Raw genomic sequence first — 18,970 nt, forward strand, 5'->3', positions numbered from 1 at the left:
CATTCGTTAAAGGGAATAAATTAAAAATAAAACAATCTGGATCAGTCAGGAATTTTAACATATTCCAGTCTGTCTGGATTGTTTTTCTTTTTCTATTTCCAGGGCAAATGAAGAATGAGTGAACATTTGGCTAGTGACTGTCCACTATTTTAATTAAATGTAGCTTGAAAGCTTAACCTTTGGTACAATGCATAGAGAATAGAAAAGAGGAATAGAATATGACACACCCATTTGAACCATTTGAATTATCCCCTTATTTGATCGAAGCGATCAAAGAGATAGGGTTCACTGAACCGACTGACATACAAAAAAAGGTTATTCCAGAAGTGAAAAAAGGCAGAGACATCATTGGAAAATCCCAGACTGGTTCTGGAAAAACACATGCTTTCCTGCTCCCGTTATTTAACAAATTAGACCCGAGCAAACAGGAAGTACAGATTGTAATCACTGCTCCGAGTCGTGAGCTCGCGGAACAGTTATATAATGCTGCGTTCCAGTTAGCTGAACATTCAGAAGAAGAAGTGAACGTTCAATTATTTGTTGGTGGAACAGATAAGAATCGTCAGATCAGTAAATTACAGAATAAACAACCTCACGTCGTTATTGGAACGCCTGGACGTTTACTTGATTTGATCACATCAAACTCACTTTTGACGCACACTGCACCTTACATGGTAGTAGATGAAGCAGATATGACACTCGACATGGGATTCCTTGAAGATGTCGATAAAATAGCTTCTCGTATGGCAAAAAAAGGGCAGATGCTGGTATTCTCAGCAACGATTCCTCAGAAATTACAGCCATTCCTGAAAAAATACATGCATAACCCACTCAATATTGAAGTTGATAATGAACTAGTTATTGCTGATACAGTTGATAATTGGCTGATCTCAACAAAAGGGAAAAATAAAGTCGACCTCATCTATAATTTACTGACATTAGGACAACCTTATTTAGCCTTAATATTCGCAAATACAAAAGAACACGTGGATGAAATTTCTCTGGCCCTTAAGAAAAAAGGATTGAATGTAGCAGTCGTTCACGGAGGAATCCCTTCAAGAGAACGTCGCCGCGTCATGCGCCAGATCCAGAATCTGGATTATCAGTACGTTGTCGCAACGGATTTAGCTGCTCGAGGAATCGATATTGAAGGGATTTCGCATGTTATTAATGCTGAAGTACCTCAGGACCTGGACTACTTTGTTCACCGAGTAGGAAGAACGGGACGTAATCAGTTACCTGGGACAGCAATCACTTTGTACGGGCCTGATGATGAAGAAGATATTAATATCATTGAGAAAAAGGGAATTGCTTTTAAACCAAAAGATATCAAAAATGGTGAAATAGTGGATTCATTTGACCGTAATCGACGAGATAAGAGAAAACCGAAAGATTCAAAATCTTCTTTTGATCCGACTTTACACGGGATGAGAAAGAAAGCTAAGAAAAATGTAAAACCTGGATATAAACGTAAAATCGAACGCGTAAAACAAGAGAAGAAAAAACGAGCAAGACGATTGAAACAGAATAATAACGATTAACAGTAAAAAAACAGCAGCTGCTCCCAGGTTTAAATAGGGAGCAGCAGCTGTTTTTTATTGATCGTTGTTATTTTTCTTTACAGGCACTAATGTCTTTAAAGATGTAAACAAGAAGTAAATCGTGAACCCGAGTTTAAGTTCGAAAGCGAACGGTACAATATAGCCGAATGCTTCGATGATGGAGAGTAATAAGGTCGGTATGCTTAAACTCACTAGAGCCATTCGAGCATTCTTTTTGAATGGAGAACGAAGACGCAGTAAGGTCACCAGTATATTGGCAAATAATGCAACAATCAGCCATTCATACAAGAGAACGAACCCGCTTGCAAGGTAAGCAACAATAAACATCAGCAGAATGACAAGGGGAGATAAGCTGCCGATCTGTGACAGCAAGTCTATAAACCTATCCTGATCAACGCCATCGAGTTGCTCATAGGAGACTGGAATCGTCTGACCTGTCACGTTCAGGTAGAACTCATCCTGCATTAACCCAATACCGATAGGGACATTCAGCCGTTCCAGATTTGTATCAATTTCTTCAGTCTGAATCGCGCCGTTCGGATCAAAAAAGAGAAGAAAGGAGTTTGTCTGATGAACGTATGATTCCTGGTCTTCTTCTGCAATCAGCTGATTGTTTTCAATAGTAAAGGGGGGTATCGTTTCAGCTATTTCAGATCCATCCTCCTGCAAATTCGTCATCACGTTAGTTAAAACAGACGTCATTGAAAAGGTGAGGATAAAGGTGAGTAAAGCAAAGTATGCTAATAATTGCTTTCTTGTCATACTTCTTGCGCGTACTAGTTGTTTAGGATCTTTGAATCCGATTCGAATATATTCTTTCACAATTTACCTTCCTTATCTATGTTATATCATAAAGAACAGTTTACGGTTTAATGGTCTAAAAAGCAATCAGTCTTTTGACCTACCTTACGTGGAACCGAAAATAAATTATCCCTGCGGTTGAGCTGATCTTAAAAATACTTACTTAAAGAGAGTGATTTTATTTGCTAAAATAATCATAAGTGATAAAATAGAAGTGTACGAAATTTTATTAGGAGGAATGTATACTATGACATACACTTTACCAGAATTACCTTATGCGTATGACGCACTAGCACCACACATCGATGAGGACACAATGCATTTACACCATGACAAGCACCATGCTGGTTATGTAACTAAAACAAACGCGGCACTGGAAAACCATCCTGAACTGGCTGAGTTGAGCATTGAAGATTTAATGAAAAAACTGGACTCTGTTTCTGAAGATATTAAAACAGCTGTGAGAAATAATGGGGGCGGACACGCTAACCACTCACTTTTTTGGGAAATTTTGTCACCAAACGGTGGGGGCAAACCAGAAGGCGAATTAGCTGATGCCATTAATGATGCATTTGGCGGATTCGACGACTTTAAAGAGAAGTTTGATACAGCGGCAGCAACTCGTTTCGGTTCAGGCTGGGCATGGTTAGTTGTTTCTGATGGGAAATTGGAAGTGATGGATACTCCTAATCAGGATTCTCCATACTCAGTAGGTAAAACACCGATTCTAGGGCTTGACGTATGGGAGCATGCTTACTACTTGAACTACCAGAACAAGCGTCCAGACTATATTCAAGCATTCTGGAACTTAGTCAACTGGGATGAAGTAGCTAAACGCTTTAAATCAGCTAAATAATCGGATACCGATTAAAACAATCTTTCTTCTGGAGTGGTCAACTCCAGGAGGAAGATTTTTTCATGACCTATTGATTACTAAATGGTCAATGTCAGGTAGAAAGCAGCTTATTTAAACGACAAGATTTGAATCAGAACGGAACAGTTTTTGACTATTTAATGACTGTTTATTCATCACCGTCTGAATGTTGCCTGGAAATGTAGTATTTTCTGAAAGTATTTGGTAAACTGATAGCTGGTTACCCAGACTATTATAATGAACAGTTTAAACTATGGAACAATTAAACTTTTCCTAAATACATATAATAGCGTCATATTATTAGGAGGGAATTGAGTGAGAACACCAGCTCAAAAAAGAAAAGATAAGAAAAAGTCCCATATCCCTTTTCGCTTAAATTTACTGTTTTTTATTGTATTTTTATTATTCTCTAGTTTGATTCTTCGCTTAGGCTATTTACAAATTATACGTGCAGATGAGTACCAGGCTGAAGTAGAACGGACGGAACGCACGACTATTACCGGAAGTGTCCCACGTGGTGAGATATTTGATGCGAATTTGAGACGATTGGTAGGAAATGAAGCAAGACATACCATTACTTATACAAGGGGACGAAACATACCAGTTGGTCAAATGACCGAACTGGCGTATGATCTAGCTGCTTATATCAGTATGCCTTCAGAGCCCTATTATGCAGTTGAATCTGGAGCTGATTTAACCAGAAGAGATCTGCAGGATTTCTTTATTGCCAATAATCAGGAAGAGATTCGTTCACGACTGACAGATGAAGAATTACAACTGGATGGAACAGAAGCCTATCAAGCCATGCTTGATAGTGTCAGCGATGAGGAAATCGAACAGTTGACCGAGCGAGAACTAGTCGCTACAGCTGTTTTCAAGAAAATGAATTCAGCTTATGCATTAAGTACTGTCAATATCAAAAATGAAGACGTCACTCAAGAAGAAATCGCACAAATCAGTGAAAACCTGGACGCTCTTCCTGGAATCGCAACGGGTACAGATTGGGTCAGAACGTATCCTGAGGGAAATATGATGAGAAGTATAACTGGTGCTGTCTCATCAGAAGACAATGGGATACCGGAAAGCAGATTAAGGACCTTACTTGCTCAAGGGTATTCTAGAAACGATCGTGTGGGAACTAGTCAAATCGAGCAGCAGTATGAATCTGTTCTTCGAGGAACTAAATCCCGTCTCGAATCTGAAACAAACAGTCGTGGAGATGTCATTAATCAGATAGAGCAGTACTCTGGTCAAAAAGGTGATAACCTTATTTTAACTGTGGATATTGATTTCCAGGAAGAAGTTGAACAAATTGCTTTGAATTCGCTCGCTGAACGAGAAGGGTTGAGTGAGAGCATTTATATTGTTGCAATGGATCCACGTGACGGAGATATCCTTGCGATGACAGGTAAAGAAATTGTAAACGGCGAAGTCGTTGATGATGCGTTAGGTAATATCAACAAAAGCTTCGCTATGGGCTCATCTATAAAAGGGGCTTCAGTACTTGCGGCTTCAATGGATGGCGTGCTTGACTCCAGTAACAACACCATTCTAGATACACCGATCAGAGTAAGAGAGAGTCCGCCTATTCGTTCTGTATTCAACTATGCAGGCAATAATAATGTTTATATGAATGACATTACTGCTTTAGAACGCTCATCCAACGTCTATATGTCCACACTGGCTATGCGTATGGGTGGCGAATGGAATTTCACTTCAGGAGGTTCTTTGAATATTAATGGTCGATCATTATTAGAAAAACAGAGAAGATACTTTAATCAGTTTGGCTTAGGTGTTCAGACAGGAATCGATCTGCCCGGTGAACAAACCGGACTGGCTGGTCCGGGAAGTTCCCCGGGTGAAGCCTTGTTCTTCTCCTTCGGACAGTATGATACCTACACTCCAATGCAGCTGGCTCAATACATTTCAACTATTGCAAACGACGGAACACGTATCGCTCCACGTTTAGTGTCTGAAATACGAGACACCGATACGGAAACGGGGCGGGTTGGTGCGTTGAAGACGGAAATACCACCTAAAATCCTGAATCATGTCAATGTTGACGAGCAGGCTCTTCAAAGAGTTCAGCAAGGGTTTTATCAAGTAATAAACGGCAGTCAGGGAACAGCACGGGTTCATTTTGCTGATACGGACTATACTGCAGCTGGTAAAACCGGAACTGCAGAAACATTTTACTGGGATGATGATCTAGGTAGAAACACAGATTCCGTTACGAATCTGACATATGTTGGGTATGCACCATTTGAAAATCCTGAGATAGCTGTCGCGGTTGTCGTACCAAACCTACCTAACCAGAATCGATCAAATCAGGAAAACCAGCGTGCTGCAAGACAGGTGATGGATGCTTACTTTAAAGTAGGCGATTACGCACAGGAGGATGTAGCAGATCCTACTGAGACAATAGAAGAACTTGAAGACTTTGTTGAAGAGGATAATGGAGAAGAGTAAATTTAATCCATACAGCCTTTCAATACAAAAAGAGATGACCTAATTTTCGGTCATCTCTTTTTTGTTATGCTTTATTTATAAAATAACAAACTGTTTAAATGTAAAAAAAAGAAAGATGACTGTAATCATCTTTCTTTTTTTTAGTTTGAGAAATTATTTTGTCTCGCGGTGCAATGTAGTTTTGCGTTCGCGTGGGCAATATTTTTTAACTTCCAAACGTTCTGTGTTGTTACGTTTATTTTTAGATGTTAGGTAGTTGCGTTCTTTGCAGTCTGTACATTCTAATGTAACGTTTACTCGCATGATTGTCCCTCCTAGTAATCCTGTTTTGAAGGCTATCAAACATGGTAGGTGTCTAGCCATTCGCCTTGACTAGAATACCACGTTTTTTTATAAAATGCCACTCTTTTTTTATTATCAAGCTAAAATTGTCACGATTCATCTTTTTTCTGTTGAAAATATTCTTACAACTGAAAATAGTAGGGTAACGGCTAAAACGTTTTGGTCTAATATGAGTCTTCCTAATTATAGTTGTAATGAATAGATTATTGGCTTCAGATTTATTATGATAGAGGTATCAGCAGACTAGCTGTGCTGAAAGAACAACAATCACTATCAGCCAAACTGGTCTAAAACTCTTATATTTTGAAGGGACTGGATTCGATGGATATAAAGAAACAGAAGCATGAAAAGAAACGGAGACCGACCAGGGAAGAGACTGAATTTGACAGACGTCTTGAATCGGAACGCCTATTAGCCAAAAAACTCCGTAAAGAAGAAGTGTCCGCCCGAAAAGAAGCAATTAAAAACCGGAAACCGTTTAAAGGATTATCAATTAAGCCGACAGTGTCACTTTTTGATGAAGAAGGGTGAGAAGAAGTAGGTGAGCGGAACTGGAAAGGCTATGGGTTCGATATCCATCCGGAAGTCACTGTTACCTCTTCAATCATTCTAGTTGCATTCATATTGATCACCCTTATTTTTCCACAGGAAGCTCAGTTGTTTTTTGAAAATGCGTTGGATGTGATATCCAATACAACCGGCTGGTTTATGATATTTGCAGCCAATATTTTTATTGCAGCTGCACTATACTTTGCGTTCAGCCGTTACGGTACGATTGTGATTGGTGGAAAGAAAGCAAAGCCGGAATTCTCCCGCTTTGCCTGGTGCTCCATGCTGTTGAGTGCTGGTATGGGGATAGGTCTGCTGTTCTGGAGTGTAGCTGAACCTATTTTACATTTGGGAGAACCCTCGCCTATGTTTGGCGCAATTGAACCTAATTCTGCGAGCGCTGCTCAAGCGGCTATGGCTTCTACCTTCTTTCACTGGGGAATTCACCCGTGGGCGATTTACTCGATCGTCGGACTGGGCTTAGCCTTTTTCTCCTATAATAAAGGGTTACCTTAAACCATCCGTTCTCTTTTCTATCCTCTGATAGGAAACAAGATTTATGGATTATGGGGAAACCTGATTGATATTTTATCTGTACTTGCGACATTGATGGGGCTGGCGACTTCACTGGGATTAGGTGTTGCTCAAGTCAATGCAGGATTAAATCACCTTTACGGTATCAGTATCGATACGACCACTCAGGTCATACTGATAGCGGTCATCACTGGTTTTGCAACCATATCAGTTGTTATGGGACTCGATGGAGGCGTGAAACGGCTGAGTGAAATCAATATGGTACTAGCCGGAGTGTTTTTACTTTTTGTACTCATTGCCGGACCAACTGTATATATCCTGAGCGGCTTCACCCAAAATATTGGCTATTATATGGCAAATTTTCTTGAGATGAGTCTATGGACTGAAACATTCAGAGACACGAACTGGCAGGGGACCTGGACAGTGTTTTATTGGGCATGGTGGATTTCCTGGTCTCCTTTCGTTGGGATGTTTATCGCCCGCATTTCCAAAGGACGCACTATAAAGGAATTTATTGTCGGAGTGATTATTATCCCAACGACTATATCATTTTTATGGATGAGTGTATTTGGAGGAGCAGCTATATTCCAGCAGCTGAATGGTATAAATGATTTAACTGCCATTATTTCGGTTGATGAATCACTAGCCCTGTTTGCCTTAGTAGAAAATCTACAGTTGTCTACGGTTTTATCGATTGTCGGAATTATTTTAGTAATAGTGTTTTTCGTCACATCCTCGGATTCAGGGTCACTAGTCGTTGATCACCTGACATCAGGTGGAAAGCTGGATTCCCCGGTCCCTCAGCGTATTTTCTGGGCCGTTATGGAAGGCGTCGTCGCTGCTACTTTATTAGTAGGAGGCGGATTGTCAGCACTTCAGACAGCATCTATTCTCACCGGCCTCCCTGTATTCTGCTTTTTATAATCTTTCACAAATCATGAAAGTATGATACTATTTTATAGGTTGAATGAATTCAGACACGATAAGAAAAGAGGGATAGTCAATATGGAAATATGGATGATTGCAGGAGTGCTGCTGGTCATATCAGGCGTTTTATTTAGTTATTCTTTCATAAAAAAAGAAGAGAAAGACGCTGCGTATAAAGAACTGGAGTCATTTTCGTTAGCTGTGACTAAAACAGTTTATGATTTGAATGAACGGATACATATGCTGGAATCAAAAATGAGTATGACCGTCGAAGAAGAAGAGAAGTCTACTTTGATGACACGCTTAATGAAAGACAATACGATTACGCTGTTCACTAAAGGTGTTGCAACAAAAGAAATTGCCAGACAGTTAGACTTGTCACAATCTTCTGTTCAAGAAGTGATCAATGATTATATTACAGAAGGCATTCAATCATAAAGAGAATAGGTGGAGGAACATGTCTAAGAAAAATGTACGACTTTTAGCATCAGGCTTTTTATTTTCAGGATTGCTCCTGCTTGCTCTGAGTACTTTTGCTCCGGCAGAAACTGGTGCCACAAATCAGGATATTCCAGACGAACTGGAAGCGGAAATCAGATATCTTGAAGATACAGTGGTCACACTCGAATTGGAAAATGAGCAACTTTTATCTGAGAATACTCGTCTTGCGCAGGAGAATGAAACTGACTCGACTTCAGATTCTGAAGAGACGGAAGAATTTGATACTTTAGAAGAAGCTGAAGAAACTGATTCAGAAGAAGAAACAGAAGAGGCAGCCGAAGAAGAAGTAGAACCGTCTGTGATGGAATATGTCGTAGTCGTTAATGAAGGAGAACCCAGCAGTGTTGTGGCGTCTCAACTTGAGTCTTTTGGTCTGATTGATGATTTCCACGGGTTCAATCGGTATATGGAGGAAAATAATTTGTTTAGACGATTACGACCGGGCAGATATACTGTCCAATCTGATATGAACAGAGAACAGCTGATCGAAGCGATCGTTCGTTAGATTTTGCATCTTTTTATCTTTGAGGTAAAATGAATCTATTAAAGATAAAGGAGCGAAATACATGTCCGATACAGCAGTTATTTACATGGCCAACGGAAAAACATATACTGTCAACAGCTCTCCATCATCTCTTCACGAGTCTCTCAGTCAGAATAACCAGTCTGGAGATTTGCTAAAAAAGGTTCATCTAGTAAACGGCAAAGAAGTGCTGGTCAATCCTGCTCATATAATTGCAGTAGAAACAAGTGAGATGAGCAATATGGATGTCTCGACATCAGACAAACCGGATCCTGTTGCAGATGAAAACCGAAAAGATGCCAACCTGAAGGCAGCCAAAGAATTCAAGAAAGATCTTGACGGTAACATGGAATAAACCGAAAGCATTTTAGGGAAGTGTCAGATACTCCGGTATGTGATTAAGTGTCCCTTTAATGCTTTTTTTCACTTTAAAAACACATTTTCTAAATTGGTTGACTGTTAAGAGTGTGCTATACTATTCTTAAAGATTTAAGGGAGCTAAAATTGTGAATTATCAAACAGAGATGAAACTTAAACGATGGAACAGAAAACCACTTATCGCCTATGGACTGCTCGGTATAACAGGGTTTATGTATCTGCTTCAGGAGGTATTGGGTGGCAGTACAAATTCATTAGTTCTTGTCCGTTTAGGCGCAAAAGTCAATGAGCTGATTGTGTTAGGTGACTGGTACAGATTGATTACCCCTATGTTTCTGCATATTGGCATCACACATTTGCTATTCAATGCATTGATCCTTTATTTTCTTGGCATTCAGCTTGAATCTATTTTTGGTCACTGGCGATTTTTATTGTTATATGTCTTCAGCGCAATAGCTGGGAATGCAGCCAGTTTCGCCTTTAATACCAGTATTTCTGCTGGAGCCAGTACAGCCTTGTTCGGTCTGTTCGGATCGACTCTTGTTTTAGGCAAACTGTTTCCTTCAAACATGCAGATAGGGGCGATGGCGAAAAATTTTTCGCTGCTGATTGTTCTTAATTTAGTATTCGGCCTTATGAGTCCGGGTATCGATATGGCTGGGCATGTAGGTGGCCTGATCGGTGGATACCTTCTTGCTTACGCTATTTCTGCTCCCAGAGCATGGGGAAACAAAAAGCAGCAGATAAAATATGCACTAATTTATGTCGGGGTAGTTGCGCTTTTTATACTAATAGGATACGCACGGTACATCCCTATCACTCAGTTATTCAATTAATTAATAAGGAGGAAAACAGTTGGAAGAAAAAAAGATTATCGGTATCGACTTAGGTGGGACATCAGTCAAATTCGCAGTCGTATCGACTAAAGGTGAACTGATAGACAAATGGAGCATACTAACGGACATAACAGATAATGGGAATCATATTACGCCCTCAATCATTAATTCGTTAAAAACGTACATGAGCGATCACAGATACACGGCTAAAGACTTTATCGGAATCGGAATGGGGTCTCCAGGAACCGTTAATCGTCATGAAGGAACAGTTATTGGCGCTTATAATTTGAATTGGGTTACCATACAGCCCGTTAAAGAACAAATTGAACAGGCGACCGGCATTCCCTTTTTTATTGATAATGATGCGAATGTGGCAGCGCTTGGTGAGCAGTGGATCGGTGCCGGTCACAATGAACCTAATGTAGTATTCGTTACTCTCGGTACTGGAGTTGGCGGTGGTGTGATCATGAATAATCAGCTGCTTCATGGCGCGATTGGAGCGGCAGGCGAAATAGGACACATGACAGTTGACCGTGAGGGATATGAGTGTACCTGCGGAAAGAATGGGTGTCTGGAAACAGTCGCCAGCGCAACCGGTGTGGTCAGAGTTGCGAAAGACCGTGCAGTTGATTATCCAAAAGAGTCAGCTTTAAAAAGTCAGATACTGGGTGAAGAAACAGTCGATACAAAAATGATTATGGATGCTGCAAGAGAAGGCGATGTTTTTGCAACAGCTGTTGTCGATGAAATCAGTGATTATTTAGGACTGGCCTGTGGTAATATCGCTAATTTACTTAATCCTTCCACTATCGTCATTGGTGGCGGCGTCTCAAAAGCAGGTGAATTCCTGGCAGAGAAAATCAGAGAGCGGTTCAGTGTTTATGCGTTCCCTACGATCCGTGAACATACAAATATTCGTATTGCAGAGCTTGGCAATGATGCCGGGGTAATCGGCGCTAGTTCACTAGTCTTAAATGAATCGGTATATAAGCATATAAGTTAATAAAGATGTTAACGTGTGGTAATATTAGTAATATAAAACTACACAAAGAGGTGAGCATGATGTCCAGTATTAAAGAACACAGGTTTAATTTGTGTTTCGTACTGGCTGCCTGCTGCCTTTTTTTCTTTGGCTGCAGATCTTCTGAAAATGAAGCTGATGAAAGTGATGAACCAGAAGAAGTCCTGCAGCTGCTTGATGTGGAATACGAATCTTTTCAGAAAATAGTTGGATGGCTCGACAGAGAAACTCTGCTTGTTCATAAAGGCGATCATCAGTCTCATGATCTTTCCACACATAATTTATTTACGGGCGAGAGCAACTTAATATACGAAGATCAAAGTTATCTCTTAAGTGTAGAAATCAGTCATAACAATCAGCAGATTCTGTTTCAGGAAGTGTCCGATGAGGGTGTTTTTTTAAACATTATTGATTTAGATGGAGAAATAAGCCACACCCTTTCAATCAACTACAGCGGATATGTAACTTTGGACTGGAACTCAGTCAATCCAGAACTGATTTTTTTATCTCATTATGACTATAATGTTGAAGAAGAAACTGAATCCATTCTGGTTCAGATTTGGGACTTATCCGATAATTCGTTAAAGCAGCGACCCATCGCTTCACTTTATCCTCATTGGTATACATCAAACGTATATGTCTATGTCGATGAACTGGAAGGTCGTCATTTATACGTTGGTGATATTCGGGAGGAAAACACTGATATCATTATTAATCGGGATGTGAGGGATTTTTTTCTTCACGATGACACCTTTATCGGAGTGGTGCCTTCTGATATCAATGAAAATCTAGTTTACCTCTTTCATGAATACCCTTTTCTTGTAGGGGACAGTGTTATAACCATTCCTAAGGTTTCTATGAACAATGAACCAATGAAACCGCACATGACACAGGCCAATCGTAATGGGACGATTCTGGGGGTAATAGCAGAGGAATCCGTAGCACTGGAAGAAGAGTTGGGAAGCTATTCGCTTCAGCAGCTTAATTTCAGCGATGAATCGACCGAAGATATAGTTGAACTGCCTTACGATGCACCTGTTTCACTCTCACCGGATGAACGTCATGTTCTCTTCGGGTGGCGATATGAGTATATTATTGATCTTCGTTCCGGCGATATGCAGTCATTAATTAATGGACCCTCATAAAAATAGACTAGAATTTTTACTCTGTCTACTGTAAACTATTATATGAATAGGGAATAGAGAGGGAGTTTTTATTGGATACTTGGACAATAGTAACAATTATATTATGGATCGGTATTATCGCGTGGGGAATCTGGGAATTAGTTCAGTTTTTCAGACGTAAAAATGCAGCAACTGCAATTGAAAATGATGAATTCAAGCAAAATATGCGTAAAGTTCAAATTGTCGATGTTAGAGGAAAAGATGATTTTGATGCGGGTCACATATTAGGGGCTCGAAACATTCCGTACATGCAAATGAAACAACGCTTTGGAGAACTGCGCAAAGATCAGCCGATCTACCTTTATGACGACAAGAAAACAATCAGTTACCGTTCAGCGCTTCTGCTGAAGAAAAATGGCTTCGATAATATATACGTGCTGAAAGACGGATACTCAAAATGGGACGGCAAAATCAAACGTAAAAAGTCTTTAAATTAACAGAACTCCTTGCCTAGTTGCATTCGTTCTTTCAAGACGCTAGTTTATAGTAAATCAGAAAGGAAATCGATCAGGATTTCCTTTTTTGCATATCAACCCACAGAACAGAACTAATTAATTAAAGGAGCAGACCGTGGATATCAGACAAACGAAATGGGGACGCAAAGGCATCCGTCTCATCACAAGACAGCTTGACAGACGTGACAATAATGAGGTGCCTTACTGGATGGTCTACACTGCTTTATTTGCAGGATCTCTAATGGTGATCATGAATCAGACAGCTATTAAAACGGCCTTACCGACGATGATAAATGATTTAAATGTCTCACCTTCTATAGGCCAGTGGACAGTATCAGGCTATACTCTCGTAAAAGGGATTATGGTGCCCATCACTGCCTTCGCAATGAACAAATTCCGTTCCCGAAATTTGTTTATTCTGATGATGATCATTTTCGGGATCGGGTCTTTTATTGCGGGACTCGGATTCCACTTCATTGTCGTGCTCTTCGGAACGCTTCTTCAGGGTGTTGGGGCAGGGATGGTCATTCCTCTTATGCAGACAATCATATTAACTGTTTCACCGCCTGAAAAGCGCGGGAGTGCTCTAGGGCTGATGGGCGTCGTACTGGGCTTAGGGCCAACTCTTGGACCCGCTATGGGCGGTTGGATAGTCGACACGCTCTCATGGCATTTTATTTTCTATGGCCTGTTTGTCGGATCGATTTTAGTGATCCCCATTGCTTTATTGACGTTGACAGATGTTCTGCCGATGAGTAACCCGACGATCGACTGGGTATCGATAAGGCATTCACTGATTGGGTTCGGTGTTCTGCTGTTTGGTCTTTCATTAATGGGATCAGAGGGATTCGATTCAATTGTGGCATGGGTGTCGGTCGTCATCGGAGCACTGTTCATCTACTTGTTCATCAAGCGCAATTTAAACAGTCCGGATCCCATGCTGAACGTGTCTCTGTTTAAAAACAGAACATTCAGTCTAGCCGTCGTCATTACGATGCTCGGATTGATGGTCATTACAGGTATATCAAACGTGATGCCCATGTATATCCAGACTGTTTTGGGGCGTTCCGCAACATTATCGGGACTGATATTACTTCCAGGTGGGCTCTTCAAAGCTTTTATTTCACCGGTAACTGGTCGTATTTATGACCGGTACGGCGTATCAAAAATTGCGCCACTAGGGGGATTGACTTTGTTTATAGGGACACTGCTTCTGGTTTTTGTCAGTCAGACGACACCGATCTGGTACATCGTTGGCATCTACCTTCTGTTGTCGATCGGATTTGGGGTCTTCAATATTCCGGTTACCACTGCTGGTATGAATGCACTGCCTGATGATCAGATGGGACACGGAACCTCAGCCAGACAGACAGTGAGACAAATCGGCTCAAGTTTCGCTATTACATTAGTTTTCGCGTCCATGTCCATTGTGTCTGCTTTCGTTCATTCGCCTACACTTGAAGCGGCGGATGCAGGGGGAGCTGCTCCTGATTTAACGATTGAAGGAATTAGAGGAGGATTTGGGATGGTAGCTATACTAGCTTTCACAGCCTTCATACTGACCTTTTTCTTAAAAGAAAAAACAAAAAAAGCACACTAAAAAACTTCAACACAGTGAGTCGGACAGCCAAACAGCTGCTTGCTCGTACTGATGTTGAATTTTTTCTAGTTAAACATTCAATGAGTTGATTATGATGGCAGAGGTTTCTTCAATTGATTTAGTCGCGACATTAATAATCTGACAGTTCAATTTTTTGTAGATTTCATCGGCATATCTAATTTCTTTTCGGATACGGTTTCTATCGGAATACGGCGTTTCTGCTTCCATACCGTAAGACAGCATTCGTTCTTTCCGAATATTGGACAGCATTTCTTCGTCATTAGTCAATCCGACAATTTTACTTGGATCGACTTGCCAGATTTCATCAGGCAATTTTGATTCAGGTAAAAGAGGAAGGTTCGCTACTTTGTAATTCTGATTGGCCAGGAAAATGCTGAGCGGTGTCTTGGACGTTCTCGAAATACCCAAAATAACGATATCCGCTTCAAGAAACCCTTTAGGATCTTTTCCGTCATCGAAGCGAACGGCAAATTCAAGGGCACCGATCCGGTCAAAATACTTCTCATCCAGTTTATGCATGGCACCCGGTTTGTGCGTAGGCAGTGCGTTCGACCGTAAAGTCAGCTCATTAATAAGAGGGTTGATAATATCAAAACATGTCAGCGATTCTCTGGTACAGAACTCCTCAATGATGTCCACTAGAGCTGGATCGACAAACGTGTGAAGAACGATTGCGTCAGCCTCTTTTGCTTTTTCCAGTATAGTAATGATCTGATCCTCCTGCCTGACAAAGGGGAAATTTTTAAGATCAAATAGTGTATCCGGAAATTGTGCTCTTGCTGCGTAAAAAATATTACTGGCTGTTCCACCGACAGAATCTGATAACACAAAGATCGTTGCGGCTGATTCTTTCGACATATTGATCAGTCCTTCCAAAGAGTTTATACTTTAAGTATATAGTAATCGTGCACTTATTTGAACCGAAAATGATTCTTGAATAATTCTTATATTTCGTTATACTAGTATAGAGACTCTAACATAAAGGAAGCGATTCTGTTGACAGCGTTTGAACAAGCCGTTAAAACCCTTAAACGTAACGGGTATAAAACAACGGGTAAACGACAGCGTATTTTAGAAATCTTATATAACAGAAAAAAATACATGTCTGCCAAAGAAGTACAGGATCATTTAAAAGAAATGTTTCCTGGTATCAGTCCTGACACCATTTACCGTAACTTACACACATTTGTAGAATTATCAGTAGTCGAAGAGACTGAATTGAACGGCGAAAAATTATTCCGATCCAGCTGTGATGTCCATGGTCACCATCACCACTTTATCTGTACTGAATGCGGAAAGACAAGGGAACTTGAGATGTGTCCGCTGGATTTATTTCAGGAGCAACTCCCTGGATGCGAGGTAACTTCTCATCGATTTGAATTGTTTGGAAAATGTCAGGATTGCTGCCTGACCGCCTGAGGCCACTGACTGAAATATGAGAGTGTTTACATTTTGTCCATAATTATTTTGGACAGAGTGTTGACGCTCTCTATTTATTTCTATATAATTAAAAATGAATCGTTTGAATGCATTCGTGCATATTAAATGATTACATCATTTATTGATAGGGAAGACCAATTGTGAATATACTACTATTTATTAGCAATCGGAACGCCCTGAACGTACGAGGGGAGGGGAAGAACGTTGACTAAAACAGATATCAAGAAAGGTGAAAGTCTTGATGATGCTCTTCGTCGTTTCAAACGTTCCGTATCTAAGACGGGCACTTTGAAAGAAGCCCGTAAACGTGAATACTATGACAAGCCGAGTGTTAAGCGTAGAAAGAAATCTGAGGAAGCACGTAAGCGTAAGTTCTAAGGTTAATCCTTTGAATGTTACCCTCAAACAGAAGGTGATTGTATGTCTCGTCTTGATGAGTTGAATCAGGATATGAAAATCGCGATGAAAGCTAAAGATAAGGAGAAATTGTCTACTATCCGTATGTTAAAATCTGCCTTACAGAATGAACAGATCAATAAGGGAGACGAACTGACGGATGAAGACGAATTGACTATTCTTTCCCGCGAGAAAAAACAGCGCGTCGAATCTTTAAACGAGTTTAAGGCAGCCGGTCGAGATGATCTGGTTGTCAAACTGGAAAAAGAAATCGGAATCGTTGACACTTATCTGCCAGCACAGTTGAGCGAAGAAGACATTCGTGAAATTGTGCAGGACACAGTTGAACAGACTCAGTCTTCCTCAATGAAAGATATGGGTAAGGTAATGGGTGCATTGATGCCTAGAGTTAAAGGTAAAGCTGACGGCAATCTTGTGAATTCGATTGTTAAAGAAGAACTGAATAAGTAAGAGAGACAACCGCGACTATCTGGACTATCTGTTCAGACACTCGCGGTTTTTTCTGTTTTATTCTCCCTTTTATTTTTCAGCTCTGGTTAATCCCTGAGCCTCGTCCCTGATTGAGATGGCAAGTCACTACAGATGATTGTTCATAAAAGCTGTAAACTCCTTACTTTTCAGCACCTTTTATGGAGATTTAGTTCAATTTATGCTATGATTTAAAGGAATCAATTTACTTAAAGGAGATGTCAACTGGTTGACTCAATTTACCGATAAAAAACGAATCGAACTGGAAGACTCGCAACGAGTCTTTTCACTATTTGGACCTCAAAACAGTTATTTGACTTTGATCGAAGAGGAAATGGCTGTTTCCATTTCAAGTCGAGGTACTCAACTTGAAATCGAGGGCGAACCTGACATGATTAATCTCATCGAGACTTTATTTAATCAATTATTAACGCTCGATGATAAAGGGATCAGTATCAAAAAAGCGGATATCATGGCAGCTGTCCGCATGGCCAAACAAGGCAAATTGTCACAGTTCGTGCGGATGTATGAAGAGGAAATTACTAGAGATAAAGAAAACAAAGCAATCCGTGTTAAAAATGTGGGTCAGCGAGATTATGTAGAAGCCATCAAAAAGAATGACATCGTCTTTGGTGTTGGACCAGCAGGAACAGGTAAAACGTTTGTGGCCGTGGCCATGGCTGTTGCTGCGATGAGAAGAGGAGAAATAAAGCGCATCATTTTAACGCGTCCTGCCGTAGAAGCAGGTGAAAGTTTAGGCTTTCTGCCTGGTGATTTAAAGGAAAAAGTGGATCCTTATCTTAGACCCCTTTACGATGCCCTGTATACTATTTTCGGAACAGAGCACACCAATCGTCTGCTCGAAAGAGAAACGATCGAGATTGCTCCACTTGCTTATATGCGGGGAAGAACACTGGATGATGCCTTTATTATCCTGGATGAAGCTCAAAATACGACCGTTCAGCAGATGAAAATGTTCCTGACCCGACTGGGATTCGGTTCTAAAATGGTCATTAATGGGGATATTACGCAAGTTGACTTGCCCAAAAGAACGCCAAGCGGACTGATTCATGCTGAGAGGGTCCTGACAGAAGTCAAAGGAATCGCTCATATTAAATTTGAAGCTGAAGACGTCGTCAGACACCCACTTGTTGCGAAAGTGATACGTGCATATGATAATGAAACGGATAGTGATTAAAATGGAAACAATTATATATGATGAAACAGACAAAATAACTGAAGACATGGTCGATTGGATGGAAGACCTGCTGAATGTTGCAGCTGGCAAGTTAAACGTCACTGACAAAGCAGAAGTATCCATTACTGTAGTCACTAATGATAAAATCAGAGAAATAAACAAAGAGTACCGTGATAAAGATCAGGTAACAGATGTCATCAGTTTTGCCATTGAAGATGATGAAGAAGATCTGTTCAAGGAATTCGACTTAGACGGTATTACGATCCCGAGAGATCTAGGTGATATCTTTATTTCTTATGATAAAGCAGTGGAGCAGGCAACCGAATTCGGACATTCAGTTGAAAGAGAATTGGGTTTTCTGATGGTACACGGTTTCCTTCACTTAAATGGCTATGACCACATGACAACAGAAGAAGAGAAGATCATGTTTTCATTACAAGAGGAGATTCTGAAGGAATATGGCCTTAAAAGATAACAAAAAAGAGCTTCCACAAAAGAATAGAACATATCGGGCCTCTTTTAAATTTGCTTTTCAGGGCATCCGGACAGCATTTCAGGAAGAACGAAATATGCGTGTTCATGTCATGTCAGGTATAGCTGTCTTTCTTATAGCCATTGTATTGCCAATGACACGTTCTGAGTGGTTATGGCTCATTTTGGTGTCTTATCTGGTCTTTGTTATGGAATTAATCAATACTGTGGCTGAGAATGTCGTTGATTTGATTACAGAAGAATACCATCCCATCGCCAAAAAAGTAAAAGATATGGCAGCGGCAGTTGTTTTAGTCACTGCCAGCTTTGCTGTGCTGGTTGGTGCTATAATTCTGCTTCCAAAGATCATACAAATTATAATGTGAAGAGGTGCTCGAT

Annotated in this window: 21 protein-coding genes and 1 pseudogene; 19 read left to right on the plus strand and 3 right to left on the minus strand. The window is 40.5% G+C overall.

The window, feature by feature from the left end:
• Positions 1 to 218 precede the first annotated feature (218 nt).
• On the plus strand, positions 219 to 1,541 hold the full coding sequence (locus CLV38_RS03745; RefSeq protein WP_106191713.1) for a DEAD/DEAH box helicase: 1,323 nt from the start codon (positions 219 to 221) through the stop codon (positions 1,539 to 1,541).
• A gap of 54 nt (positions 1,542 to 1,595) precedes the next feature.
• On the opposite strand, the gene CLV38_RS03750 is transcribed toward CLV38_RS03745, so the two are convergent.
• Positions 1,596 to 2,384, minus strand: coding sequence for a DUF1189 domain-containing protein (locus CLV38_RS03750; protein ID WP_106191716.1), 789 nt, complete (start codon positions 2,382 to 2,384; stop codon positions 1,596 to 1,598).
• Positions 2,385 to 2,610: 226 nt separating this feature from the next.
• On the opposite strand from CLV38_RS03750, the gene CLV38_RS03755 reads away from it, so the two are divergent.
• Positions 2,611 to 3,219, plus strand: coding sequence for a superoxide dismutase (locus CLV38_RS03755; RefSeq protein WP_106191719.1), 609 nt, complete (start codon positions 2,611 to 2,613; stop codon positions 3,217 to 3,219).
• A gap of 333 nt (positions 3,220 to 3,552) precedes the next feature.
• Entirely contained in the window at positions 3,553 to 5,706 is a 2,154-nt protein-coding gene (locus CLV38_RS03760) for a penicillin-binding transpeptidase domain-containing protein (RefSeq protein ID WP_106191722.1), read from the plus strand.
• A gap of 153 nt (positions 5,707 to 5,859) precedes the next feature.
• Here CLV38_RS03760 and rpmG read toward each other — a convergent pair whose 3' ends face one another.
• The gene (gene rpmG / locus CLV38_RS03765; protein ID WP_106191725.1) at positions 5,860 to 6,009 is read right to left on the minus strand and encodes a 50S ribosomal protein L33; all 150 of its coding nucleotides are present in this window, start codon (positions 6,007 to 6,009) and stop codon (positions 5,860 to 5,862) included.
• A gap of 360 nt (positions 6,010 to 6,369) precedes the next feature.
• Here rpmG and CLV38_RS13840 point away from each other — a divergent pair, with 360 nt between their 5' ends.
• The 10 genes and pseudogenes from CLV38_RS13840 (at position 6,370) to CLV38_RS03810 (ending at position 14,556) form a co-directional block, all read left to right on the plus strand.
• On the plus strand, positions 6,370 to 6,579 hold the full coding sequence (locus CLV38_RS13840; RefSeq protein WP_211295412.1) for a hypothetical protein: 210 nt from the start codon (positions 6,370 to 6,372) through the stop codon (positions 6,577 to 6,579).
• Between the two features lie 42 nt (positions 6,580 to 6,621).
• Positions 6,622 to 8,055: pseudogene (locus tag CLV38_RS13850) on the plus strand (BCCT family transporter).
• A gap of 81 nt (positions 8,056 to 8,136) precedes the next feature.
• Positions 8,137 to 8,496 (plus strand): helix-turn-helix domain-containing protein, encoded by a 360-nt coding sequence (locus CLV38_RS03775; protein ID WP_106191727.1) that lies wholly within the window; start codon positions 8,137 to 8,139, stop codon positions 8,494 to 8,496.
• A gap of 19 nt (positions 8,497 to 8,515) precedes the next feature.
• A complete protein-coding gene (locus tag CLV38_RS03780; RefSeq protein WP_106191730.1) occupies positions 8,516 to 9,064 on the plus strand; it encodes a hypothetical protein in 549 nt (182 codons plus the stop codon).
• A gap of 61 nt (positions 9,065 to 9,125) precedes the next feature.
• Positions 9,126 to 9,437 (plus strand): hypothetical protein, encoded by a 312-nt coding sequence (locus CLV38_RS03785; RefSeq protein ID WP_106191733.1) that lies wholly within the window; start codon positions 9,126 to 9,128, stop codon positions 9,435 to 9,437.
• 151 nt (positions 9,438 to 9,588) lie between these two features.
• Positions 9,589 to 10,296 (plus strand): rhomboid family intramembrane serine protease, encoded by a 708-nt coding sequence (locus tag CLV38_RS03790; RefSeq protein WP_170068804.1) that lies wholly within the window; start codon positions 9,589 to 9,591, stop codon positions 10,294 to 10,296.
• A gap of 19 nt (positions 10,297 to 10,315) precedes the next feature.
• Positions 10,316 to 11,299, plus strand: a complete 984-nt coding sequence (locus CLV38_RS03795) for an ROK family glucokinase (RefSeq protein WP_106191735.1) — start codon at positions 10,316 to 10,318, stop codon at positions 11,297 to 11,299.
• A gap of 56 nt (positions 11,300 to 11,355) precedes the next feature.
• The gene (locus CLV38_RS03800) at positions 11,356 to 12,462 is read left to right on the plus strand and encodes a YqgU-like beta propeller domain-containing protein (RefSeq protein ID WP_170068805.1); all 1,107 of its coding nucleotides are present in this window, start codon (positions 11,356 to 11,358) and stop codon (positions 12,460 to 12,462) included.
• A 71-nt stretch (positions 12,463 to 12,533) separates the two neighbouring features.
• Entirely contained in the window at positions 12,534 to 12,938 is a 405-nt protein-coding gene (locus tag CLV38_RS03805; protein ID WP_106191740.1) for a rhodanese-like domain-containing protein, read from the plus strand.
• 133 nt (positions 12,939 to 13,071) lie between these two features.
• On the plus strand, positions 13,072 to 14,556 hold the full coding sequence (locus CLV38_RS03810) for an MDR family MFS transporter (protein ID WP_106191743.1): 1,485 nt from the start codon (positions 13,072 to 13,074) through the stop codon (positions 14,554 to 14,556).
• A 69-nt stretch (positions 14,557 to 14,625) separates the two neighbouring features.
• Here the strand turns inward: CLV38_RS03810 and CLV38_RS03815 are convergent, their stop codons facing one another.
• The gene (locus tag CLV38_RS03815) at positions 14,626 to 15,435 is read right to left on the minus strand and encodes a pyruvate, water dikinase regulatory protein (protein WP_106191745.1); all 810 of its coding nucleotides are present in this window, start codon (positions 15,433 to 15,435) and stop codon (positions 14,626 to 14,628) included.
• 138 nt (positions 15,436 to 15,573) lie between these two features.
• On the opposite strand from CLV38_RS03815, the gene CLV38_RS03820 reads away from it, so the two are divergent.
• The 6 genes from CLV38_RS03820 to CLV38_RS03845 all read left to right on the plus strand — a co-directional run bounded on the left by CLV38_RS03820 (position 15,574) and on the right by CLV38_RS03845 (position 18,957).
• Entirely contained in the window at positions 15,574 to 15,996 is a 423-nt protein-coding gene (locus tag CLV38_RS03820; RefSeq protein ID WP_106191748.1) for a Fur family transcriptional regulator, read from the plus strand.
• A 225-nt stretch (positions 15,997 to 16,221) separates the two neighbouring features.
• Positions 16,222 to 16,395: a 30S ribosomal protein S21 gene (rpsU, locus tag CLV38_RS03825; protein ID WP_106191751.1), complete on the plus strand. Its 174-nt coding sequence runs from the start codon at positions 16,222 to 16,224 to the stop codon at positions 16,393 to 16,395.
• A gap of 42 nt (positions 16,396 to 16,437) precedes the next feature.
• On the plus strand, positions 16,438 to 16,884 hold the full coding sequence (locus CLV38_RS03830; RefSeq protein ID WP_106191754.1) for a GatB/YqeY domain-containing protein: 447 nt from the start codon (positions 16,438 to 16,440) through the stop codon (positions 16,882 to 16,884).
• 247 nt (positions 16,885 to 17,131) lie between these two features.
• On the plus strand, positions 17,132 to 18,100 hold the full coding sequence (locus CLV38_RS03835) for a PhoH family protein (protein ID WP_425427766.1): 969 nt from the start codon (positions 17,132 to 17,134) through the stop codon (positions 18,098 to 18,100).
• A 1-nt stretch (position 18,101) separates the two neighbouring features.
• Positions 18,102 to 18,575 (plus strand): rRNA maturation RNase YbeY, encoded by a 474-nt coding sequence (ybeY, locus tag CLV38_RS03840; protein ID WP_106191895.1) that lies wholly within the window; start codon positions 18,102 to 18,104, stop codon positions 18,573 to 18,575.
• On the plus strand, positions 18,559 to 18,957 hold the full coding sequence (locus CLV38_RS03845; RefSeq protein WP_106191757.1) for a diacylglycerol kinase family protein: 399 nt from the start codon (positions 18,559 to 18,561) through the stop codon (positions 18,955 to 18,957). Before ybeY ends, CLV38_RS03845 begins: the two co-directional genes overlap by 17 nt.
• Positions 18,958 to 18,970: the final 13 nt, after the last annotated feature.

The organism is Alkalibacterium olivapovliticus, from assembly GCF_003003275.1.
In the GTDB taxonomy this organism is placed as follows: domain Bacteria; phylum Bacillota; class Bacilli; order Lactobacillales; family Carnobacteriaceae_A; genus Alkalibacterium; species Alkalibacterium olivapovliticum.